Below are 20,827 nucleotides of genomic sequence, written 5' to 3' on the forward strand. Positions count from 1 at the left end.
ACATGACGGAGCTGGGCGCGGTGATGTCGGAGGACGAGCGGCCCGACGAACAGGAGGAGGGCGGTGTCGGAACCGCGGTTCTCGAACGTCCGGAGACCAAGGAGCAGCCGCAGTCCACCGATGATGGAGACGCCGATCGGTTCGCCCACTATGTCTCCAAGGACAGGATCATGGAATCCCGCATCACCGGGCGTCCGGTGGTCGCGCTGTGCGGCAAGATCTGGGTTCCCAAGCGCGACCCCTCCCAGTATCCCGTCTGCCCCGACTGCCGGCGCATCTATGAGAGCATGACCGGCGGCAGATCCTGATTCATTGAGATGGTTCATCGGATCCATCGCGTGTCCGGTCGCGCTCCCGGAGCCGTGGTGCGTCTCCCGCAGCTGGAGAAGCAGCTAGAGAAGGTGCACGGTGGTCGGGATGGCGGGATCTCCCCGCATAAGCGATTGGGCGGTTATCGGCAGCTCCTCCAGCGCCTTGGCGCGGTGTTCGTGCGCCCGCACTATGGCGTCATGCCCCTGCCTTGTCGAATCGGCCACGCCGTGATCCATGTACGTGACCAGAAGATCGCGCCAATCGGATTGCGGTGCGAAGGCGGCGAGACTCCTTTCGGAGCCGGACACGACGTGTTCGCCGTCCGCGAGACTGTACTCGTAGGAGCGGTAGGCGAGTTTGCGTCCGGGGATGCTGGCCTTGTCCTTCGATTTCTTCGCGACGGGCTGCATCGTTCCATCCGCGCCCTGGCGCTCGGTGAGCTTGTAGACCATCGCGCAGGTCGGGGCGCCCGAGCCGGTCACGAGCTGCGTGCCGATGCCGTAGGAGTCGACGGGGGCCGTTTGCAGGGCGGCGAGGGCGTACTCGTCAAGATCGTTGGTGACGGTGATCCGCGTCGAGGTGGCGCCCAACGCGTCCAGCTGGTTCCTCACGCGCTGGGCGAGGGCGGCGAGGTCGCCGGAGTCGATGCGCACGCCTCCGAGCTGGGGGCCGGCGACGCGCACGGCGGTCCGCACGGCCTCCTCGATGTTGTAGGTGTCGACGAGCAGCGTCGTGTCACGTCCCAGCGCCTCAATCTGGGAGCGGAAGGCGTCCTCCTCCCCGTCGTGCACCAGCGTGAAGCAGTGGGCCGCGGTGCCGATGGCCTTGAGCCCATACAGCTGGGCGGCCAGAAGGTTGGCGGTGCCCTGGAATCCTCCGACCACGGCGGCGCGTGCTGCGGCCACCGCCGCCCACTCGTTGGTCCGGCGTCCCCCCATGTCCATGCAGGGGCGGTCCTTCGCTGCCGACACCATGCGGGATGCCGCCGACGCGACGGCCGAATCGTAGTTGAGGATCGAGAGGACGAGCGTCTCCAGCAGGGTGCATTCGCCGAACGTTCCCTCGACCTGCAGGATCGGGGAGTTCGGGAAGAACATCTCGCCCTCGCGGTAGCCGCGAATCGTGCCCGAGAAACGGAAGTCCTCCAGCCAGTGGATGGTGTCGGCGCCGACGATGCGACGGTCCGTGAGGAAGCGGAGGTCCTCGTCATCCAGATGGAAACGTTCCAAGGCGTCCAGAATGCGTCCGCTTCCGGCTACGACGCCGTATCGGCGTCCCGCCGGAAGATGGCGCGTATAGACCTCGAACACGCATCTGCGGTTGGCGGTTCCGTCGCGCAGGGCGGCGTCGAGCATGGTGTACTCATACATATCGGTCATCAGTGCTGGTGAGTAGTCGACCATCAGGAACCCCTCTCTCAATCGTTCTTGCGCCGGTATGGCGATCGGCCGCAGAACCGCGCGCGCGGCGCTGCTGTCACGACTTGCCTCCACTGTAATCGCGCCACGCGAAGTGCCCCTTCGATGGGATTCCCGGACGGTCTGTTGGTGCCCTGCCGGTCGTCTAAGCTGTCATGGTATGGGATTGACGAGGATCATCGCCGGAGTGTGGCGTCTGGCCATCGCCGGGCTGTGCTTCGCGGCGACCGCCGAGGCGTGGAGCATACCCAACAGATGGGTGTACTTCACCTTTCAGGCCGGTTTCCTCATGGGGCTGGTGATGGTGTGGGCGGGGGCCGCGACGATTCTCGATGGGATCCAGCCGCCGGCGTGGATGAAGAACGGCGTCACCGTGTACGTCGTCATCGTCGCCCTTATGGCGTTCCTCCTTCCGTCTTCGGAGCCGTCGGGCTCACCGCTGCTTCCGGGGGCGTCCGGCGCTATCGTTCTCCATCGTGTGGTGCCGCTGATGGCGGTTGCGGATTTTCTTCTTGTGGACGCTCATCGGCGGAGCCGCTGGGAGCATGTTCTGGTCTGGATGTCGTATCTTCCGCCTTATCTGGCTTTCGTCCTCATCCGTGGCGCGCTATGGCCCCATTCGGGTCCGGCGGCGGGAGGCAGCCCCTATCCCTATGCCGTCATCGATCCCTCGTCGGTGGGATGGATCCAGTTGGGGATCAACTGCCTGGAGCTGGTCGTGGTCCTTCTGGGCGTGGCGCTCGCCGTGTTCATCGTCGATCGGATGCTTCCGTCCTCGTCGATTATGGGCGTCGCAGGCAGAGGGCGCTCGTCGCGTTCGCGACGTTGACGGATCCAGCCGTGGAGTCCGGGTGTTACCGTGAAGGCATGGCAGAGATCAAGGACATCATCGCAGGACGAACGGTTGTCAGAGTGGATGGACGGGCGGCGGACGAGCTGCGGCCCACACGCATCACACGGCGTTTCACGGATGCCCCCGAAGGGTCTGTTCTCATCGAATGCGGCAACACGCGGGTGATGTGCACGGCGACCTTCACGACGGGCGTTCCCCGGTGGCGGCGGGACAGCGGCTCGGGATGGGTGACCGCCGAATACGCGATGCTTCCGCGTGCCACTTCGGAACGCACCGACCGTGAGTCCGTGCGTGGACGGATCGGTGGGCGCACCCACGAGATCAGCCGCCTGATCGGACGGTGCCTTCGAGGCGTCGTCGATATGAAGGCGCTGGGGGAGAACCAGATCCAGCTGGATTGCGATGTCCTGCAGGCCGATGGCGGCACCCGGACGGCGTCGATCACCGGTGCCTATGTGGCGCTCGCGGACGCGCTGTCGTGGGCGGAGGAGAACCACCACATCCGTTCCGCGGCGAAGGTGCTGAAGGATTGCGTATCCGCGGTGTCCGTCGGAATCATCGACGGAACCCCGATGCTTGATCTTCCCTACGTGGAGGACAGCCGCGCCATGACCGACATGAACGTCGCCATGACCGGTTCGGGGGAGTTCATCGAGATCCAGGGCACCGCCGAGCACCGTCCGTTCAGCCGCGACGAACTGGGTGTTCTGCTCGATCTGGCCCAGAAGGGCAACAGGGAACTGCAGAAGGCCCAGCGCATCGCTCTGTCCGAGAACTGAAGGATTCCGGGAGGACGCGGGATGGAGGACATGGGATGAGGATTGTCGTCGCCACCCATAACGAGGGCAAGCTGGTGGAGATCCGCCGTATCATCGCCGATCATGTGGGATTGCGGTCCGGCGGGATCGATCTGGTCTCGGCCGGGTCGCTGGGTCTCCCGGACCCGGTGGAGACGGGCACCACATTCCAGGAGAACGCGCTTCTCAAGGCGCGTGATGTCGCCGCACGGACGGGACTCCCCGCGATGGCCGACGACTCGGGGCTTATCGTGGACGTCATGGGCGGCGCACCCGGGATCCTGTCGGCGCGCTGGTCGGGCGTCCATGGTGACGACGCCGCGAACAACCGTCTGCTTCTCGCGCAGCTCGGCGACATCCCGGACGACCGGCGAACGGCCAGATTCCGTTGCGCGGCGGCGCTGGTCGTTCCCGACGCCCAGGGGAATGTTCCTTCTGCGTCGGATCCGGTGTCACCTCCGTCGTATCTTGTGCACCCCGGATTCTCTCTCCCCTGCCAGATCGTCGCGATGGGTGACATGACGGGGCGCGTGACGACCGAACCCCGAGGAACGAACGGATTCGGTTATGATCCCCTGTTCGTTCCGGACGAGCAGGAGGTCGATTCGGGCGGGACCGCGTTGACGAGCGCGCAGATGACCTCGGCGCGGAAGAACGCCATATCGCACCGCGGCAAGGCCTTCGTCGCGCTGGCGCCCGCGGTGGTGGCCCTCCTCGATCTGGGCTAGGGGCTTCAGGACCTCCACTCGATTCCGGATCCCCGCCCGATTCAGGAGGCCCACTTGATTCCGGAGATTTTAGAGGCCTTATGAGACGAGAAGATGGAAGCCCGTCATCGTCACCAGCGACGTCACGGCCGTCACCGACAATGTGAAACCCGCCAGTGTGGCGTTCCTGAGAACCTTGTCGGTGAACATCGTGGCGAAGATGGCGGTGGGTGCCAGACAGCACAGGGCGACGGCCTCGCGGATGACGGCGTCGAAGGGAAGCAGGAACCATGCGGCGGCGGCCAGAAGAATCCCGCAGGGAATCCTCCACGCCAGAACCTGGGCCACGGCCTTGGAGTCGCGTGTGGAGGCGGGGAGTTCGGTGAGCATGCCCACCATGATCATCGAGCAGAAGGCGTTGGCGTCCGAGAAGGGGGCGCTGGCGACCGCGATCCACGAGGGCATCCTCACCCCGGCGACGAGCAGCGCGACCATGATCATATAGGTGTCGAACGCGGCGGAGGAGGCGAATCCCCTGGCAATGCCTATGGCTCTCGCTCTGCGCGCCAGTCGGCGGCCTGATCAACGCGTCCATGCGCGTCCTTTCCATGTCCCCGACCTGCCTCCCACATCATAGAACGCGCCGCCTATCTCTCTGCGTCCCCACATACCTTGTGCTCATGTTTCGGTCCTCCCGAGTGCTTTGACCGTGGCTCTTTGGGCGCGCGATCGTTTCCCACCGGGCGTGGCGAGTGCGCCATACTTCGGATTGTTGGTCTAGGGGTGTGTTAGGTTGAGGTCTGTCGCCGCGCGCATGGCGGAATTGGTAGACGCGCAGGATTTAGGTTCCTGTGGCTTCGGCCGTGGGGGTTCGATTCCCCCTGTGCGCACGATGTCGGAGGTCTTCGGAAATGGCGTTATGAAACCGTTTTTGAAGACCTTTCGCATATCCTCTTCCGCATTCCGAGGCCTGAAAGTGCGGCGGGTAAAGTGCGGCGGGTATACGGGGATATTCCACTTTTCCGGTATCGTGTGGTATCGGATATCGTGCGGCAGGTATCGACCGGCAGGTATCCGGCGCGAGCCGCCGGCGGGCTGCTTATTCCCCTGTATTTTTCATTTCTTGGCGGTCGTCGCGGCCGAGTCGTTTCCGGAAGGTGTTCCATCGTCGGGAATCGGTGTGATGATCTCTTCGCCGCGACGCCATTCCTCGAATCCGGAAAGCGTCAGATCGAAGAAGAGGGTCAGGGTCCCGGTGATGTCGATGCCGTGGTCGCGCACCCACTGGAGTTCCAGCCCGTCCGCCATGGCCACGATGATGGATATGGCCTTGCCGGGATCCCAATCGCGCATAAGGAGGCCGCGGCGGTTGACCTCGGCGACGAAGGGCTCGAAGCTCGCGTGGATGATGTCCGTCCTGCGCCGGAAGTATTCATAAGCGGGATTCGACGGTGAGCTGGCCAGGGCCTGCATCCGAACGAAAAGCTCGATGAGTCCGGGTGTCTGCTGCGCGTGGTGAATGTTGCGCAGGAAGATGCTGATCAGGGTGTATATGGCTGAATCGGGGTCTTCGGGTCCGATGGCGGGTGCACCGTCGACGATGCGGATGACTCCCGAATCGCCGACTTGCCGGAGCGCCGTCTCCATGCGCCGCCGCTCGCGGGCGTCGACGATCTGCAGATAGAGGTCTTCAGACGAGGGGAAGTAGTGGAGCACTCCGGCCTGGGAGAGGTTCACCGCGTCGGCTATGTCCCGCAGGACGGTCTCCCCGAATCCCCGCTGCGCTATGACGTCGAGGGATTTGTCGAGGATCTCCTGTCTCTTGCGCACCCCCTTGGCGTACAGCCGCGGATGTGTCTCCATATAGTCATCCTCCGTCGGTGTCTTACGCGATAGCAATCGAACGCAACCAATAAACGCAACCAATAGTAGACGGTGGTTTTGCCAAAAACGCATGCGGTAGCCGAATGATGAAGACGACCGAATGATGAAGCCCCACGATCTGGATGCCCGGAAGGAAGGAGGGAATGCCGGAAGATAGGAATGCCGGGAAAAAGGGACGCGGAGATGGAATGCCGGTGGCGTCCCCATCGGGAACTGCTCCTGTGGAGCCACTTGACAGAATCGAACTGTCGACCTGCTCATTACGAGTGAGCCGCTCTGCCAACTGAGCTAAAGTGGCGTTGCCCGAGCAGCATTCGCTACCCGCGCACAAGATGATTATGATACCGGACGTCGTGGATTTTGTCACATCGTGGTCGTGGCGGTGTCGTGACGGCTGCCGTGCCGGTGTCATGCGTGTCGATGCCCCCTGCAACGCGCCGTTTCGGAACGTCTTCGCCGGACATCGCCGTCATGGGGTTTGATGGGAGGCATGTGCCATATGGATAACGGTGATGCGCGCAGGTCTCCGTCCTCGGACGCGGGTTCGGACGCGGCGGTAGATGCGGACGCGGCGGTAGGTTCGGCCGCGGTGGGTGCGGGGCCCGCGGCCGGTCTGGAGGACTGCTACGCCATCATTCCGGCGGGAGGTGTGGGTTCGCGCCTGTGGCCGCTGAGCCGGGGCGACCGTCCCAAGTATCTTTTCGATCTGCTGGGGCAGGGTCGCACCCTCATCCAATCGACGTATGACCGGGTGTCGGCGTTGTTCGGCGCCGGCCATATCTCCATGGTCGTGGGTGCCCGTCACGTAGACCCCATCCTTGAGCAGCTCCCCGAATTGCCGGCGGGCAGCGTCATCGCGGAACCCGTGGCACGTGATTCCGGCCCGGCCATCGCTCTGGCCGCGGCGATTATCGCGCGCCGGCACGGGCCTGATGCCATAGTCGCATCCTTTGCGGCCGATCAGGTGATTCATGGACTTGACGGTTTTGGGCGTTCCGTGCGCGAGGCCGCCGCAGTCGCTCGGGCCGGGTACGTGGCGACGATAGGCATCGCGGCGTCCCGTCCCTCGACCGCGTTCGGCTACATCAGACAGGGGGAGTCCCTGGCGCGTCTTATCGACGGAGCTCCGTCGGCGCGGATGGTGGAACGCTTCGTCGAGAAGCCCGACGCCGTCACCGCCCAACGCTATCTCGCCACGGGCGAGTATCGGTGGAACGCCGGCATGTTCGTCATGCGGGCCGATGTTCTTCTGAGATGGCTGCGCGACACGAGGCCGCATATGTATGAGACGGTGAGCCGGATAGCCGAGGCGCGTGTGGATTCCCATGGCGAGATGGACGAGGTCATCGCCGGACTGTGGCCGGGGGTGGAGAAGATCGCCTTCGACTACGCCGTGGCCGAACCCATGAGCCTTCAGGGCGGAGTGGCCGTGGTGTCGGGGGATTTCGGATGGGACGACGTCGGCGACTTCTCCTCCGTGGCGACGCTTCTTCCCGGGTCGGCCTCGGGAAACATACGGATTCTGGGGGATCACGGCAACGTCGTGGCGCTTGATTGCGCGCAGGACGTGGTGGTGTCGAGAGGCGGCCGTGTGGTGGCGCTTCTCGGCGTCGATGACCTCATCGTGGCGGACACCCCTGATGCGCTGATGGTGGCGCCCCGTGCCCGTAGCCAGGACGTGAGGCGTCTCGTCGACTTTCTCCGCGCACGTGGACACGGCGACGTCCTGTGATGACGTCCCGTGGCGCGTCCTGTGAATCGGATCGTCCGGTCGGGTTCGCGTATGTGCGCTGCCGTTGCGGCTCCGTTCGGTTCTGTCCTCTTTTGTGAGTATCTTGTGAGACGAAGTCAATAACGCGGTGGCACCTGTTCGTGCTGGTTCTACCGCGTTGTCCCGATGTTGTCCCGATGATGAAAGGACCAATCGACTATGGCCATCAATCCGCCTGTCGACGCCACCACGACCCCTGAGTGGGCGGCGCTGCAGAAGCATTTCGACGAGCTCCAGAAGGAGGGCGTCAGCCTCAAGAAGTGGTTCGCTGAGGATCCCGAGCGTGTGGACAAGCTGACCTTCGAGGCCGGCGATCTGCACTTCGATCTGTCGAAGAATCTCATCAAGCCCGAGACGCTTGCCCTGTTCGCCGATCTCGCCAAGGCCGTCAAGCTGGACGAGCGCACCAAGGCCATGTACACCGGGGTCCACATCAACAACACCGAGGACCGTGCCGTTCTGCACACCGCGCTTCGCCGTCCCGTCGAGGACGAGGGCAAGTACATCGTCGACGGGCAGGACGTCGTCAAGGACGTTCGCGAAACCCTTGACCGCATCTACGCCTTCGCGGACAAGGTCCGTTCGGGTGAGTGGAAGGGCGTGACGGGCAAGAAGATCACGACCGTCGTCAACATCGGCATCGGTGGGTCCGACCTCGGTCCCGTCATGGTGTACGAGGCGCTCAAGGCCTACGCTGATGCCGGCATCAGCGCTCGCTACATCTCCAACATCGATCCCAACGATCTGGCTGAGAAGACCAAGGGTCTGGATCCCGAGACCACGCTGTTCATCATCGTCTCGAAGACCTTCACCACCCTCGAGACGCTGACCAACGCCCGCGAGGCCCGCACATGGCTTCTTCAGGAGCTCACCGCGTCCGGTGCCATCGACGGATCCGACGAGCAGAAGGCCGACGCGATCCGCAGGCATTTCGTCGCCGTCTCCACCAATCTGGAGAAGGTCGCGGAGTTCGGCATCGACCCGGCCAACGCCTTCGGCTTCTGGAACTGGGTCGGTGGACGCTACTCCGTCGACTCCGCCGTCGGCACCTCGCTGGCCGTGGTGTTCGGTCCCGCGCGCTTCGAGGAGTTCCTCCACGGGTTCCATGAGATCGACGAGTACTTCGCGGCCACCCCGTTCGAGAAGAACGTCGTGGTCCTCATGGGCATGATGAACGTCTGGTACCGCAACTTCTTCAAGGCCGCGTCGCATGCTGTTCTGCCCTACGACCAGTATCTGCACCGCTTCCCCGCGTATCTGCAGCAGCTGACCATGGAGTCCAACGGCAAATCCGTGCGCTGGGACGGCACTCCCGTCACCTCCGAGACCGGTGAGATCTTCTGGGGCGAGCCCGGCACCAACGGCCAGCATGCCTTCTACCAGCTCATTCACCAGGGCACCCAGCTGATTCCGGCCGATTTCATCGCGTTCGCCAACACGCCGAACCCCACCAAGGACGGCGATCAGGACGTGCACGAGCTGTTCCTGGGCAACTATCTCGCGCAGACGAAGGCGCTCGCCTTCGGCAAGACCGCTGATGAGGTGCGTGCCGAGGGAACCGCCGAGGAGATCGTCCCCGCCCGCGTGTTCGCAGGCAACCGCCCGACCACCTCGATTTTCGGCGTGGCACTGACTCCGTTCGCCGTCGGTGAGCTGATCGCCCTCTACGAGCACATCACCTTCGTCGAGGGAACCGTCTGGGGGCTGGATTCCTATGATCAGTGGGGAGTCGAGCTTGGCAAGCAGCTGGCCAAGCAGATCACCCCGGCCATCTCGCAGGATGACGGGGCCTTGTCCGAGCAGGATGCCTCCACGCAGAGCCTGATCAGGTTCTACCGCGCCAACCGCGAGTTCTGATTCGCTGCGTGGTGTACGGCGGCCAGAACGTAGCCTGACCTGCCGGTAGACCAAGCCAACAACAGGATCCCGCCATCCGTTACCGTTACGGATGGCGGGATTTTTGTGTTGGTGGGTTCGGGGGTTAAATGACATAATGTGTGTTTTATTCCGGTGTGTCGAGGTGGCGTCATCGGGTCTTGCCTGCCCGGCCTTTCCTGATGTCGAATCCTGATTCGTAGGCGTCAACGCCGGGTGCGGCCTCTTGTATGCTGCCGGCGGGCAGGCCGGTGCTCGTGGTGGGCGGCTCGGTGGTTTCGTCGTGTGCGGCGGTGATGAACGACGCGGGGTCGGGGTTGTGCGTCTTCATGTGCAAGACCCGTTCGCAGCGTTTCATGTGTTCCTCCGTCAGGCCGCGGTGGGTGTCGAGGACGCGCTTGATGTCGGCGTTGACGCCGCCCTCGAGACGGTTGGTGGTGGACGGGACGCTGCCTGCGGAGGCGGGCTTTGGGGTTGCCGGGGTCGTCGCGTGCGGTGGTGCGTTGGCCGATGATGTCGTCCCGTTCCTGCGCATCGGCTCGCCGCATATCGTGCACGGTCTCGCTGTGGATGATTTTCTTCTGCCCATCCGTCAAGCACAGCAGGATCACGTTTTCCGGAAAAGTCAAGCGGGGACCTCGATAATGCCCCGGACCCAAAATCACCCCGCGACACGCCTTACGGCAGTAGGGATAAGTGGCAAAATAAAACACACATTTTGTCATTTAACCCTCGGTTCGTGCGGTGGGTTTGTCGTTGTGAGTGTGCGTGGACATACGCGAGGTGACAGATGCCGGGAGATGTCTCAGCCCGGACGGTGGGTCTGTCATCGTGCGTATGTGTGGGCATACGTAAGTTGATGGATGTGGGTCGATGCGGCGGGGATGTCCGGCAATTGGCTGGTTACGTATATCACGGGATGCGCAAGGTGTCAGATGTCAGCTGATACTCCAGCTCGATTGGCAGGTCCGCCGTCCCGCGTATGGCCAGACATACGTGATTGGGCGGATGCTGGGCGGCTAGAGGCGTCGCTGTTGTGCCAGCCACTTTTGAGAGGCTCGAGCCGTGACTTTGTGAGGATTGGCTCGCACGATGCCGGTTGGCGTGCTCCGATTCCTTCCAGCGAGTGGTGTTGGGCGTCATTGTGTGAGGATTGGCTCACACAATGACTGTCTGGCTGGCCGTGATCTGCTGTGTTACTGCGTCAGAGGGTGATTGTGTGAGTTCTGGCTCACACAATGATCGGTTCCATGGTCTCGAGCTGGTGCCTGGCAGGTTGCGGGCGTCGTCGTGTGAGGATTCGTTCACACAATGGGGGCCGGTCGGCTGAAATCCGCCGTATTGCTCTGCCTGCAGATGGCAATGCGAGTCCCGGCTCACACAACGGCCAGCCCGCGCCGAGTAATCACCCAGCGCGGGCCGGCAAAAGCGATGACGACGGCATCATCAGTGATGTTCCGGATTGAAAAGATGCGTTTCATGCGGCGTCGTCCGCGCAATGACGCGACCGTGTCGGATGCTGTAGAGCACCTCGACGTTCTCGTTGAGCGCATGGTAGAAGTCTGGGGCATTCAGCACGATGCAGTTCGCCGGCTTCCCGACGGCGATGCCGTAATCAGCGGGTGCCAGATGCAGCGTGCTGGCGCCGTTGTACGTCACATATCGGAAAGAATCCATGATCTGTCCGTACCCCATGAGCTGCGCCGCATACAACCCCATGCGAACCACATCGAACATGTTGCCGGCTCCCAGCGGACTCCACGGATCCTGGATATCGTCTTCGCCGAATGCGACGTTGATTCCCGCTTCGGAAAGCTCTTTTACGCGAGTCAAGCCGCGACGCTTCGGATACGTATCGAAGCGCCCGCCCAGATGTATGTTGACCAGCGGGTTGGAAACGAAGTTGATGCGTGACATTCCCAGCAAACGGAACAGCTTGTAGGTGTACGCGTCATTGTACGATCCCATCGCCGTGGTGTGGCTTGCGGTCACCCGGTCGCCCATGCCGCTCTCGTAGGCGAGCGTGGCGAGCGTTTCGAGGTTGCGCGATGCCGGGTCGTCAATTTCATCGCAATGCACATCGACCAAACGGTCGTTACGTTCGGCGAGATCCATCAGGAATCGTAGCGATTGCGCGCCATAATCGGCCGTGAACTCGAAGTGTGGAATGCCGCCTACGACGTCGGCTCCTTCTTCGACGGCTTCGCGCATGAGGTCTTTGCCGTGCGGGAACGAGAGAATTCCCTCTTGCGGGAATGCGACGATCTGCAGTGTCACATACGGTTCGATTTCGTCGCGAAGCTCAAGCAGTGCGTGCAACGCGGTGAGACTCGGGTCGGTCACATCCACATGGGTGCGGACGTACTGGATTCCACGTTTCGCCATCATCAGCAGTGTCCGTCTCGCGCGGTCTTTGACATCCTCGACGGTCAAGGTCTTCTTGCGCTCCGACCAGATGCGGATACCGTCGAAGAGCGTTCCGGTCTCATTCCATTCCGGGTCGCCCGCGGTGAGTGCCGCATCGAGGTGCACGTGAGGGTCTACGAATGGTGGGATCAGCAGCCCGCCTCGGGCATCAATCACCTCGTCATCCCCGGTTGGTTGCAGCGATGCTCCGATGGCGGTGATGACTCCGTCCGTGATCTTGACGTCTGACGTTTCGGGAGAGTTTTCGACATGCACGTTATGGATAATCATGATGCTTCTTTCAACAAATCATGCGATGACAAAATTAGGGATGACAATGAGGGATGACAGCATGGGACGACAATGAGGCGGCGCGCCCCGGTTGACTTGCCGAAGGCGCGCCGCCTGGAGCGGTCAGGCGAGGGACGCGTTGCGTTCCCGCAGATTGGTGGCGCGGGCGAGCAGATAGTACACGCCGCCCGAGGTGACGATTCCCGCGAGCCATGACAGGTCGATGCCTCCGATAGCGGCGGAAATCGGACCCTGGAAGATGGGAAGTCCGCCATAGCTGAACATCCAGGTCATGAGCAGGCCGAGAACGAACGCGACCATGGCCTGCCAGCGAACCACGGGGATGCCGTCGCTGCCGGGTTCGTCGAGAACCGAGGAGAAGTCGTCACGATGGCGTTCGATGACATAGAAGTGAACGAACATGATGCCGCCCCAGACCGATGTCCATCCGGCGACGCTGGACAGCCAGCTGTCAAGGGTGTTGCCCATGTCGGACAGGCTGAGGAACAGGCACACGCCAAGCCACGCGAAGAATCCGACCGCGATATTGATGGCACGACGGTTGATCTTGAGATCCAGGCATTGCACCGACAGCGTGAAGCTGTAGATGTTCAGGATATTCGTCGCAATCGGGCCATGCACGACCAGCAGCAGTACGGGAATGGCAAGCGCGCCGAAGTTGTCGACAATAAGCTGGCCGGGGTCAATGCTGCCGGATTTCGTGGCGAGCGTCGCGCCAAGCAGGCCAAGCCACACCACGGGGATGAGCTGTCCGAGTGCGCTCGCGCCGAACAGTTTGCGGCGGGGAACGGAACGGCTGACAAAACGTGAATAATCGCAGGCGTAGGTAAGCCAGGTGAAGCCCCAGCCAATGCCGATGGCGGTCATGATGGAAGAGATGGCGGCGATCTTGTCGGTACCGGTGCCGGTGAGGTTGCCCGCATAATTCCAATCGATGCCCATGAAGCCCCATGCGGCGATGGTCATGGCCAGAAGAATGGCGACGGTGGGCGGCACAGTCCACTTTTCGAACGTCGATATCGCCTTATATCCGAAGAGAGACACGATGACCTGAATGATCATGACCACGGCGCCGATGCAAGCCTTGAGCACGAAATGGCCTTCGATGGAGTCAACCAGGCCGATTTTCATGAGCAGTGCGGTGATCAAGTCCAGCACCACCCAAGTGTTGATGGCACACCAGCCGATGACTACGATCGCCTGGATAGCCGTCGGAATGTAGTTGCCGTACCGGCCGAAAACGCGCCGACCGAGCAGCATGCCGGTCAGGCCTGTGCGCTGCCCGAGCAGCACCATGCAGCCGAAAACGGACATGCCAATGGCGTTGCCGGCAAGGATGACGGCGAAAGTCTCCCATAGGCCCAGACCCATCTGGACGCCGAGAGCGCCAAGCAGCCAGTTGATGGGGGCAACGTTCGCGCCGAACCATACCCAGAACTGGCCCCACAGGCTTTTGGTCTTTGCCTGTTCGGGTACTACTGAGAGGAAGTCTTCGTAATTTTCATTGCTGCTTGCCGTGGCATGTTCAGCCGTGGGTGTTTGTGATGGCATTTCGTTGGTTGAAGCCAATGTAATCCTCTGCGTCATCGGGCACCGCCTTTCTATCATTTGCCGCTGCCGGAGTTGTTCCGGCGTCTTGGAGGAACCGTCGGTCATGGATCACTGAATTCATGACATGCGTGACAATGAGTGGTTGCCTCGTACTATCGCCGGAGTGATTTGCGCGATGGTGAACCGGTGATTACGGTGTCGGAGCGACAAATGGACGAATTGTCTAGTTGTTGAGCGTGGGTGAAGCGTGCTGATTGATTCGGACCGCTGATTTGCTGGGCGCCTTGACTGATGTGTGTGCGTTGGTTGTTAGGCCAGTGACTATTGCTAGGTCCGCGGCTATCGCGGGCTTCCGGGCGATTGGCTGGTGCAGCGATCGCGCGTTGCCGTGCTTATGCCCGTTGTCTCGGCTCGCCATTACGCGGAGTGCGCCGGTTATTGCCCGCCGTCCGCCGGCTCCGCGGCTTGAAATTCCGTGGCTTGGAGTTCCGCGACTTTGAGTTTCGCGGCGCACAGCAGCAGCGGCCAAGCCATGCTGTCCTCTTTGCTGATGCCGGTCAATTCGGTGATTTTTGCCAGCCGGTTGTACAGCGTCTGACGATGAATCTCCAGCAGTTCGCACGCCTTGGAAATATTGCCGCCTGCGTCAAAACAGGCTCCCAAAGTGCGCATCAGCGATTCCTGATTCGGCAGCGCGTCCCCCAGCATCAGTGACTGCAACGCGCCGGCCGCGTCCCTCGTGTGTCCGATGCCGAGCAGTCGTTGCGGCGCGGCGGCCAGCAGATTCGTAACCGTACCGGTGCCGGGCAGGCCTGCGGCATCGTGCGCGGCGAACTGAAGCAGACCGCATTCATCAAGCAGCATGCTGACGCTCGGCACCGCCCTGCCATATATGCACCATGTTCCAGGCAGCGCGGCCACATCTGCGAGCCGCCGTTTGAGTCGCATCACCGCGTCGCCGCGATTGCCGGCCTTGCCAGTACCGCCGCCTTGGGCAGGGTCCGGATTTGCATCTGAGGCCGAGCCCGGATTCGTGCCCGTATCCAAGCCCGAGCCGAATTCCGCGCCCGAACCAGGCCCCTTGTCATCGCCGCCGTCAGCCGCCGCATACAGCCCGAACAGCATGTTCCCCTCCAGTACATCCGCGATGGTGTCCTCGTCTGAAGCATCCTCCTCTTCGTCGCCGGACAGGCACCGGGAGACGGCGTCGATTGACGACGAAACCGAATCCATGGCGATAGCAAACGGAATCAGGTGTTTCACGTCGCTCAGGCCAATCGCCTGCAACATGGTGGCTGCATCGTTGATCTCCTGTTCTCCCGCCCGATAGCCGTTCGTCGGTCCCCGCAGCACGTGGGCAAGCATCGCGTTGCGAGGCTGCGTCTGCACGAATGCGGGCAGTACCTGCTTGATCACTTCATCGACCCGGTCTGCGATCCTTCCGTCTGCGAGACGATTGCGCTGGGTGATTTCGATGCTTGCGAGCGGGCCGCCGTTCTTGCGCACGTCCAGCACCAGCGTCCGTTCCGCGGGATAATCGGCGTCCGCCGGGCGAATCGACGGTCCGCAATGCGCGATCACCAGACCGTCGGAATCAAAAATCGCCACGGATTCGCCGAAAATCTCGTTGAGGATTTTCGCGACATCCTGCGCGGAACGGGCAGTGGCGAGCCGGGTGCGCATCGTCGTGGCGAGTGTGTCGGTGCGCACCTGCACCAGCAGCTGATCCTTGACGATTGAGGTGTTGATGGACTGGCACAAGTCGACGAACGGCATGCGCCGATGCATACCGATGACGGGCAGGCCACGCTCGTCCGCGCGAGCAATCATCGCCTTTGGCACGGTGCGCACGCCCTCCACGAGTTCGATGGCAAGACCTGCTACGCCGGCGTCCACCAACGTGTCCACATATCGGATGATCTCGTTGTCGCCCATATGGCCGAGCAGCGCACTGCCCTCGATGATCACCAGTTCGCCGCTGGACAGGAACGAAGCGATATCGTACCGCTCATTCGTGTACGCCCAACGGACCGTGCGGTCCATGCCTGCTTCTCCCGCCTCGATTGTCGGATCGGTACGAGCGAACATCGGGTCCGTCATCACGTCATGCATCGTCAGCGTCATACAAACTGTCCATTTCTCGGCTTCGCGACGTCACCTCCACGTTACGGCAACGCGCATCATCGCGCCCACAATAGGCGACATACATCACGAACCCGATTCGTCGTACCGGCCGGCGCAAACCGGCAGACGACGGCACGGCAGCAGGAAGGAGCACACCATGACCACCAGAACCCTGTTCACCAACGCCCACATCGCCACCGGACAGCCCGGCAGCACCGCCGCCCAGACCGCCCCGCTCCAGGACATCCTCGTCGAAGACGGCCATTTCGCCGCCATCGGCGAAGGCCTCGCCGCAAGCCTTCCCGCGCAAGGCTACGACATGACCGGCGTGAAAACCGTGGATCTCGGCGGCAAGCTCGTCACCCCGCCGTTCTGCGACACTCACCTGCACCTCGACTACGTGTTCACCGCACGCAAGCCCGGCGCCGTCAACGAAAGCGGCACCCTGTTCGAAGGCATCCAACGCTGGAGCGACACGAAATCCGACCTCACCGTCGACGAGATCAAGGCACGCGCCCGCAAGGCCGTTGGCATGGAGCTGCGTCACGGCGTCCAGTACATCCGCTCCCACGCGGACGTCACCGACCCGAACCTCACCTCGCTCAAAGCGCTCCTTGAACTCAAGGAAGAGCTCAAAGACACGGTGACCATCCAGATCGTCTCCTTCCCGCAGGAAGGCATGTACTCCTACGAGGGGCCGAACGGCGAAAGTGGCGCGGACCTTGTGGAAGAAGGCCTGCGCATGGGCGCCGACTGCGTGGGCGGCATCCCGCATTTCGAACAGTGCCGCGAATTCGGCGAGCGCTCCATGCACACGGTGGTCGAGCTGGCCTCCAAGTATGACAAGCTCATCGACGTGCACTGCGACGAAACCGACGACCCGAACTCACGCTACGTGGAACTGCTCAGCGCGCTCGCCTACCGTGCGGGCATCGGCCCCCGCACCACCGCGAGTCACACGTGCTCCCTGGGATCGGCCGACAACGCGTACTTCTTCCACCTGACCAAGCTGCTCAAGGCTGCGCACATCAACTTCGCGTGCGCCCCGACCGAAAACCTCTACCTGCAGGGCCGGCAGGACACCTTCCCCAAGCGCCGCGGCATCACGCGTGTCAAGGAACTCACCGACGCCGGCGTCAACGTGTCGCTCGGTCAGGATTCTATGCAAGACCCGTGGTATCCGCTCGGCAACGGCAACATGATGATCATTCTCGACTATGTGCTGCATGTGGCGCAGATGATGAGTTTCCCCGAAATCGATGACGCGATGAAGTTCCTCACCGTCAACGGCGCGACCACGCTCGGCATGCTCGATTCGTACGGTGTGGAAGTCGGCAAGCCCGCGAACTTCGTGGTGCTGGATGCGGACAGTGTGTTCAACGCCGTGTACGAGCGCTGCGACGTGCTGCGGTCCGTGCGCGACGGGCGGACGCTGTTCACCGCGACGACGAGCGTGGACTCGGCGACCGAACTGCTGTGAGCGTGGGTGTTGTGAGCGCGAGTGTTGTGTGAGTGCTGTGGCCGGTCGGGGTGGACTCGGCGACCGAACTGCTGCGAGGCGTTGCAGCTGGGGATATGCCCTTTGGATTGGCGGGTTCTCGCGGGCTGGCCGTGGGTGCCGTGGGTGAGGCAGATCTCTGAAGCAGATCCTCTGTTTGTGAGGATTGGCTCACACAATGACTGTCTGGCTGGCCGTGATCTGCTGTGTTGCCGTGTCGGCGGGTGATCGTGTGAGGATTGGCTCCCACAGTGACGCCCATTCCGCCCCACCCAGCCCGATTTCGGTAGGCCGCAGACCATCGTGTGAGGATTGGCTCACATATCCGCCATATGGCCGTTTCGCAAGTGGGCGGCGATGCTGCGGGTTGCGTATGTCCCGCCATGCGTGGGTCGTCGGAGTCGGCCGGTGTCGGTGGTCTGGGTGATGGGGCCTGTCGGTTTGCGAATGTCAAGACATACGCAGGCCGTCAAATCAGTGATGACGCAGTGGCTAAGCGCTGCGATGCCGCCTGCCACGTATGCCTTGGCATGCGTAGCTGCTCGGATATATTTCGGTGGTCTCGGTGCCGGCTGTCTATCTCGCCGGTTGCGTATGTCTTGGCATGCGTACCTGTCCGGATATGTGATGTCTAGCGCTCGCCGCCGTGCCCATCAGCGCTCTGCTCCGCCTCGGCGTCGTGTCGCACAGTAACCGAATCCCCGGTTCGATCTGCCGAGAATAAGGCCGTACAAAATTCAGCCGGATATGACTGCTGTCATCCTCATCGACCGCGAACATGTCACCGGGCATGAACGTCCCGCCCGCGTGCCGCGCGTCATCCAGCAGTCGTGCGGCACGTAAGCCATCTGGCAGCCGTGCCCACAGGTAGTAACCGCCCAGCGGCGTGCTCCAGCGCATCCCGTCCGGCGCGTACCGGCGCAAGGCATCGAGCATCAGGTCGCGCCGATGCCCGTAGATTTCGCACAATCGCCCGATATGCCGCCCGATACGCCCACTGCTGAGCAGGGTGTACGACGAGGATACGTTCGCGCGCAAGCGGGCCAGCATCTACCGGTATCTGATCGCGTGGGCGTCGGACGGTTCGGCGAATCCCGCTCTGCCCAGCACCAAGCGGCTTGGCGAGGAGCGACTTCCTCTGATTGTGCCCGACGGCATGCGTGACAATCCTTTCATCACGGCACATCTGGCATCTCGAATACTGGACCGATATTTGGAACGTATCGCCACGCAGTTCGGTATGGATCTTGGCGAAGTGCGGGTCATCGTGTTCCTGCATTATGGTGGTGATACCGCTGATTTCAAGGCCTTGCAGGATTATCTCGACGCCGGGCGCGTGTCGGCGACCCGGTTGACGGAGACACTGGCGCTCAAGGGATACGTGGATTCCGGGTTAAATGACAAAATGTGTGTTTTATTTTGCCACTTATCCCTACTGCCGTAAGGCGTGTCGCGGGGTGATTTTGGGTCCGGGGCATTATCGAGGTCCCCGCTTGACTTTTCCGGAAAACGTGCCCCTGCTGTGCTTGACGGATGGGCGGAAGAAAATCATCCACAGCGAGACCGTGCACGATATGCGGCGAGCCGATGCGCAGGAACGGGACGACATCGTCGGGCAGGAAGCGGTGGCGTCGCCTGCGCTGCCGCGCGAGCAGCGCGGGCGACGGCGGCAACGCGCGGGCAAGCGCCGAATTCCGCGCGTTCCCAGTCCGGGTGACCGGCCGGATGACGCTTGCGCAGGCCGCCGCGATGCCCGGGGTGTCGCCGCGCACGTTCATCCGTCGCATCCAATGGTGCTGGCATGCCAGGCGCATTGGAACGCGCGGACGAATCGATCGCGCACATCGAACGTTCCAGCCAACGCATGACCGTGCTGGTGGAGGACCTGCTCTCGCTCGCCCGACTGGACGAGGGGCGCGGCATCGATATGACGCAGGAGGTGTCACTCACCTCGCTCGTAACCGACGCGACCGATGATCTGCACGCGCTCGACCCGGAACGTGAAGTGACGCGCGGCACCGTTACGCTCAAGCCCGCGGACGGGGAGCACCCGTGCGCGTTGGAGGTTGTGGAAGGTCAAATGCAGCCGATCACGCTGATTGGTGACGCGTCGAGGTTGCGCCAGGTGGTGACGAATATCGTGGGCAACGTGCATCGTTATACGCCGTCTGATTCATCGGTGCGCGTGTCGATGGGCACCATGCTCGCCTCGATCAACCAGCGCGACCTGGCCACGCTGCCCTCGAATGATGCCTGGCTACGGCAGTTCCTGGACGCGGCTGAAGTGGGGCAGAGCATGTCCACCGGAACCGCGTATACGGTGTTGTGCTTCGAAAATCACGGGCCGGGCGTTCCTACGGAGACGCGCTCGCAGCTGTTCGAACGGTTCTTCACCGCCGATCCTTCGCGTGCGAGGGCCAAGGGCGGAACCGGTTTGGGGCTTGCCATCGCGCAGTCCGTGGTGAGGGCGCATCCGGGCTTTATTTGCGCTACGGATACGCCTGGCGGTGGTTTGACTTTCACTATTGTGTTGCCGTTGACGCATCTTGTGAATCCGGTAGCAACCGGCGCAGCTGGTGCTGGCGCTGGCGCTGGTACGGCTGGCGCGGCTAGTGTCGGTGCCGGTACGGACGGGCTGTCCCATACCGGAATCGGACAAAAACAGGCCAATTTTGTCTGATTTCGGTGGAGGGGGAGGGGGAGGTTTCATATGTTTCGCATTCAGCTTCTGTTTCGCGCTCAACTCTCGTCTCATGTTCGTCTCATGTTCGTCTCGTGACCGTCTCGCGTCAGTCTCCTCCACTAGACTCCTTCACCAACCAGATTCCCTCACCAACCGTGCACCCGTACCTCTGGCGGGCATACGGAGCTTGCACTAAAATAAATCGCTTAATGTTTTTTAGGATTAGGAAAGCGAGAGTGCGCAATACCCACCGGTCGAGTTCGTTGGTTTGACGCCGCTAAGGGATACGGCTTCATCGCCAGCGAGAAAGGCGAGGACGTGTTCCTCCCCGCGGCCGCTTTGCCCGCTGGAACCACCACGTTGCGTAAGAACGCCAAGGTGGAGTATGCCGTGGTTGCTGGCCGTAGGGGGCCGCAGGCCATGGACGTGAAACTTATCGCAGCCGGTCCGTCGCTGGTCAAGGCCACCTGCCCGAAGCCCGATGACATGGCCGCCATCTGCGAGGATCTCATTAAGATGTTGGATTCCGCAGGCAACACGCTGCGTCGCCACCATTACCCCTCTCCTTCCGAGAGCAGGAAGCTGGCGACGCTGTTGCGTGCGGTTGCCGACAATTTCGATGTACAGGACTGATTT

The 20,827-nt window shown here is 62.2% G+C and carries 16 protein-coding genes, 2 tRNA genes and 1 pseudogene; 11 read left to right on the forward strand and 8 right to left on the reverse strand.

Annotation, left to right across the window (positions count from 1 at the left end; all coding sequences use genetic code 11):
• Positions 1 to 23: 23 nt before the first annotated feature.
• Complete coding sequence (locus BMIN_RS02020; RefSeq protein ID WP_193345789.1) at positions 24 to 308, forward strand: DUF3039 domain-containing protein; 285 nt, start codon at positions 24 to 26, stop codon at positions 306 to 308.
• An 84-nt stretch (positions 309 to 392) separates the two neighbouring features.
• Here the strand turns inward: BMIN_RS02020 and BMIN_RS02025 are convergent, their stop codons facing one another.
• On the reverse strand, positions 393 to 1,715 hold the full coding sequence (locus BMIN_RS02025; RefSeq protein WP_022861282.1) for a nicotinate phosphoribosyltransferase: 1,323 nt from the start codon (positions 1,713 to 1,715) through the stop codon (positions 393 to 395).
• 181 nt (positions 1,716 to 1,896) lie between these two features.
• Here BMIN_RS02025 and BMIN_RS02030 point away from each other — a divergent pair, with 181 nt between their 5' ends.
• Genes BMIN_RS02030 through BMIN_RS02040 form a run of 3 tightly spaced genes read left to right on the forward strand, consistent with a single transcriptional unit; the run spans position 1,897 to position 4,108 of the window.
• Positions 1,897 to 2,559 (forward strand): Pr6Pr family membrane protein, encoded by a 663-nt coding sequence (locus BMIN_RS02030; protein ID WP_022861283.1) that lies wholly within the window; start codon positions 1,897 to 1,899, stop codon positions 2,557 to 2,559.
• Between the two features lie 38 nt (positions 2,560 to 2,597).
• Entirely contained in the window at positions 2,598 to 3,362 is a 765-nt protein-coding gene (rph, locus tag BMIN_RS02035; RefSeq protein ID WP_022861284.1) for a ribonuclease PH, read from the forward strand.
• 35 nt (positions 3,363 to 3,397) lie between these two features.
• On the forward strand, positions 3,398 to 4,108 hold the full coding sequence (locus BMIN_RS02040; protein WP_022861285.1) for a non-canonical purine NTP pyrophosphatase: 711 nt from the start codon (positions 3,398 to 3,400) through the stop codon (positions 4,106 to 4,108).
• Between the two features lie 78 nt (positions 4,109 to 4,186).
• Here BMIN_RS02040 and BMIN_RS02045 read toward each other — a convergent pair whose 3' ends face one another.
• Positions 4,187 to 4,588 (reverse strand): AEC family transporter, encoded by a 402-nt coding sequence (locus BMIN_RS02045; RefSeq protein WP_022861286.1) that lies wholly within the window; start codon positions 4,586 to 4,588, stop codon positions 4,187 to 4,189.
• A 307-nt stretch (positions 4,589 to 4,895) separates the two neighbouring features.
• Between BMIN_RS02045 and BMIN_RS02050 the strand changes: the two genes are divergently transcribed.
• Positions 4,896 to 4,977: transfer RNA gene (locus BMIN_RS02050), tRNA-Leu, on the forward strand.
• Positions 4,978 to 5,203: 226 nt separating this feature from the next.
• Here BMIN_RS02050 and BMIN_RS02055 read toward each other — a convergent pair.
• Positions 5,204 to 5,950, reverse strand: a complete 747-nt coding sequence (locus tag BMIN_RS02055) for a TetR/AcrR family transcriptional regulator (RefSeq protein WP_022861287.1) — start codon at positions 5,948 to 5,950, stop codon at positions 5,204 to 5,206.
• Between the two features lie 243 nt (positions 5,951 to 6,193).
• Positions 6,194 to 6,269, reverse strand: a tRNA-Thr gene (locus BMIN_RS02060).
• A 192-nt stretch (positions 6,270 to 6,461) separates the two neighbouring features.
• On the opposite strand from BMIN_RS02060, the gene BMIN_RS02070 reads away from it, so the two are divergent.
• Together BMIN_RS02070 and pgi are read left to right on the forward strand one after the other, a co-directional pair.
• Positions 6,462 to 7,703 carry a mannose-1-phosphate guanylyltransferase gene (locus BMIN_RS02070; protein ID WP_420796709.1) on the forward strand — a complete coding sequence of 414 codons (1,242 nt, stop codon included), beginning with the start codon at positions 6,462 to 6,464 and terminating at the stop codon, positions 7,701 to 7,703.
• 198 nt (positions 7,704 to 7,901) lie between these two features.
• On the forward strand, positions 7,902 to 9,599 hold the full coding sequence (gene pgi, locus BMIN_RS02075) for a glucose-6-phosphate isomerase (protein WP_022861289.1): 1,698 nt from the start codon (positions 7,902 to 7,904) through the stop codon (positions 9,597 to 9,599).
• 169 nt (positions 9,600 to 9,768) lie between these two features.
• Here the strand turns inward: pgi and BMIN_RS09150 are convergent, their stop codons facing one another.
• The 4 genes from BMIN_RS09150 to BMIN_RS02095 form a co-directional block, all read right to left on the reverse strand.
• Entirely contained in the window at positions 9,769 to 10,152 is a 384-nt protein-coding gene (locus BMIN_RS09150) for a hypothetical protein (protein ID WP_022861290.1), read from the reverse strand.
• Positions 10,153 to 11,063: 911 nt separating this feature from the next.
• Positions 11,064 to 12,314 carry a cytosine deaminase gene (codA, locus tag BMIN_RS02085; RefSeq protein ID WP_022861291.1) on the reverse strand — a complete coding sequence of 417 codons (1,251 nt, stop codon included), beginning with the start codon at positions 12,312 to 12,314 and terminating at the stop codon, positions 11,064 to 11,066.
• 123 nt (positions 12,315 to 12,437) lie between these two features.
• Positions 12,438 to 13,922 carry a purine-cytosine permease family protein gene (locus BMIN_RS02090; RefSeq protein ID WP_202961040.1) on the reverse strand — a complete coding sequence of 495 codons (1,485 nt, stop codon included), beginning with the start codon at positions 13,920 to 13,922 and terminating at the stop codon, positions 12,438 to 12,440.
• A 399-nt stretch (positions 13,923 to 14,321) separates the two neighbouring features.
• Positions 14,322 to 16,010, reverse strand: coding sequence for a PucR family transcriptional regulator (locus BMIN_RS02095; protein ID WP_022861293.1), 1,689 nt, complete (start codon positions 16,008 to 16,010; stop codon positions 14,322 to 14,324).
• 157 nt (positions 16,011 to 16,167) lie between these two features.
• Here BMIN_RS02095 and BMIN_RS02100 point away from each other — a divergent pair, with 157 nt between their 5' ends.
• The 4 genes and pseudogenes from BMIN_RS02100 (at position 16,168) to BMIN_RS02115 (ending at position 20,824) form a co-directional block, all read left to right on the forward strand.
• Positions 16,168 to 17,490 (forward strand): amidohydrolase family protein, encoded by a 1,323-nt coding sequence (locus tag BMIN_RS02100; protein ID WP_022861294.1) that lies wholly within the window; start codon positions 16,168 to 16,170, stop codon positions 17,488 to 17,490.
• A gap of 1,027 nt (positions 17,491 to 18,517) precedes the next feature.
• A complete protein-coding gene (locus BMIN_RS02105) occupies positions 18,518 to 18,952 on the forward strand; it encodes a hypothetical protein (protein ID WP_022861296.1) in 435 nt (144 codons plus the stop codon).
• A 357-nt stretch (positions 18,953 to 19,309) separates the two neighbouring features.
• Positions 19,310 to 20,188 (forward strand): annotated as a pseudogene (locus BMIN_RS02110) (sensor histidine kinase); the annotation flags it as partial.
• A gap of 246 nt (positions 20,189 to 20,434) precedes the next feature.
• A complete protein-coding gene (locus BMIN_RS02115) occupies positions 20,435 to 20,824 on the forward strand; it encodes a cold-shock protein (RefSeq protein ID WP_026647493.1) in 390 nt (129 codons plus the stop codon).
• Positions 20,825 to 20,827: the final 3 nt, after the last annotated feature.

Origin of the sequence: Bifidobacterium minimum, assembly GCF_000741645.1 — a bacterium.
Classification (GTDB): Bacteria; Actinomycetota; Actinomycetes; order Actinomycetales; family Bifidobacteriaceae; genus Bifidobacterium; species Bifidobacterium minimum.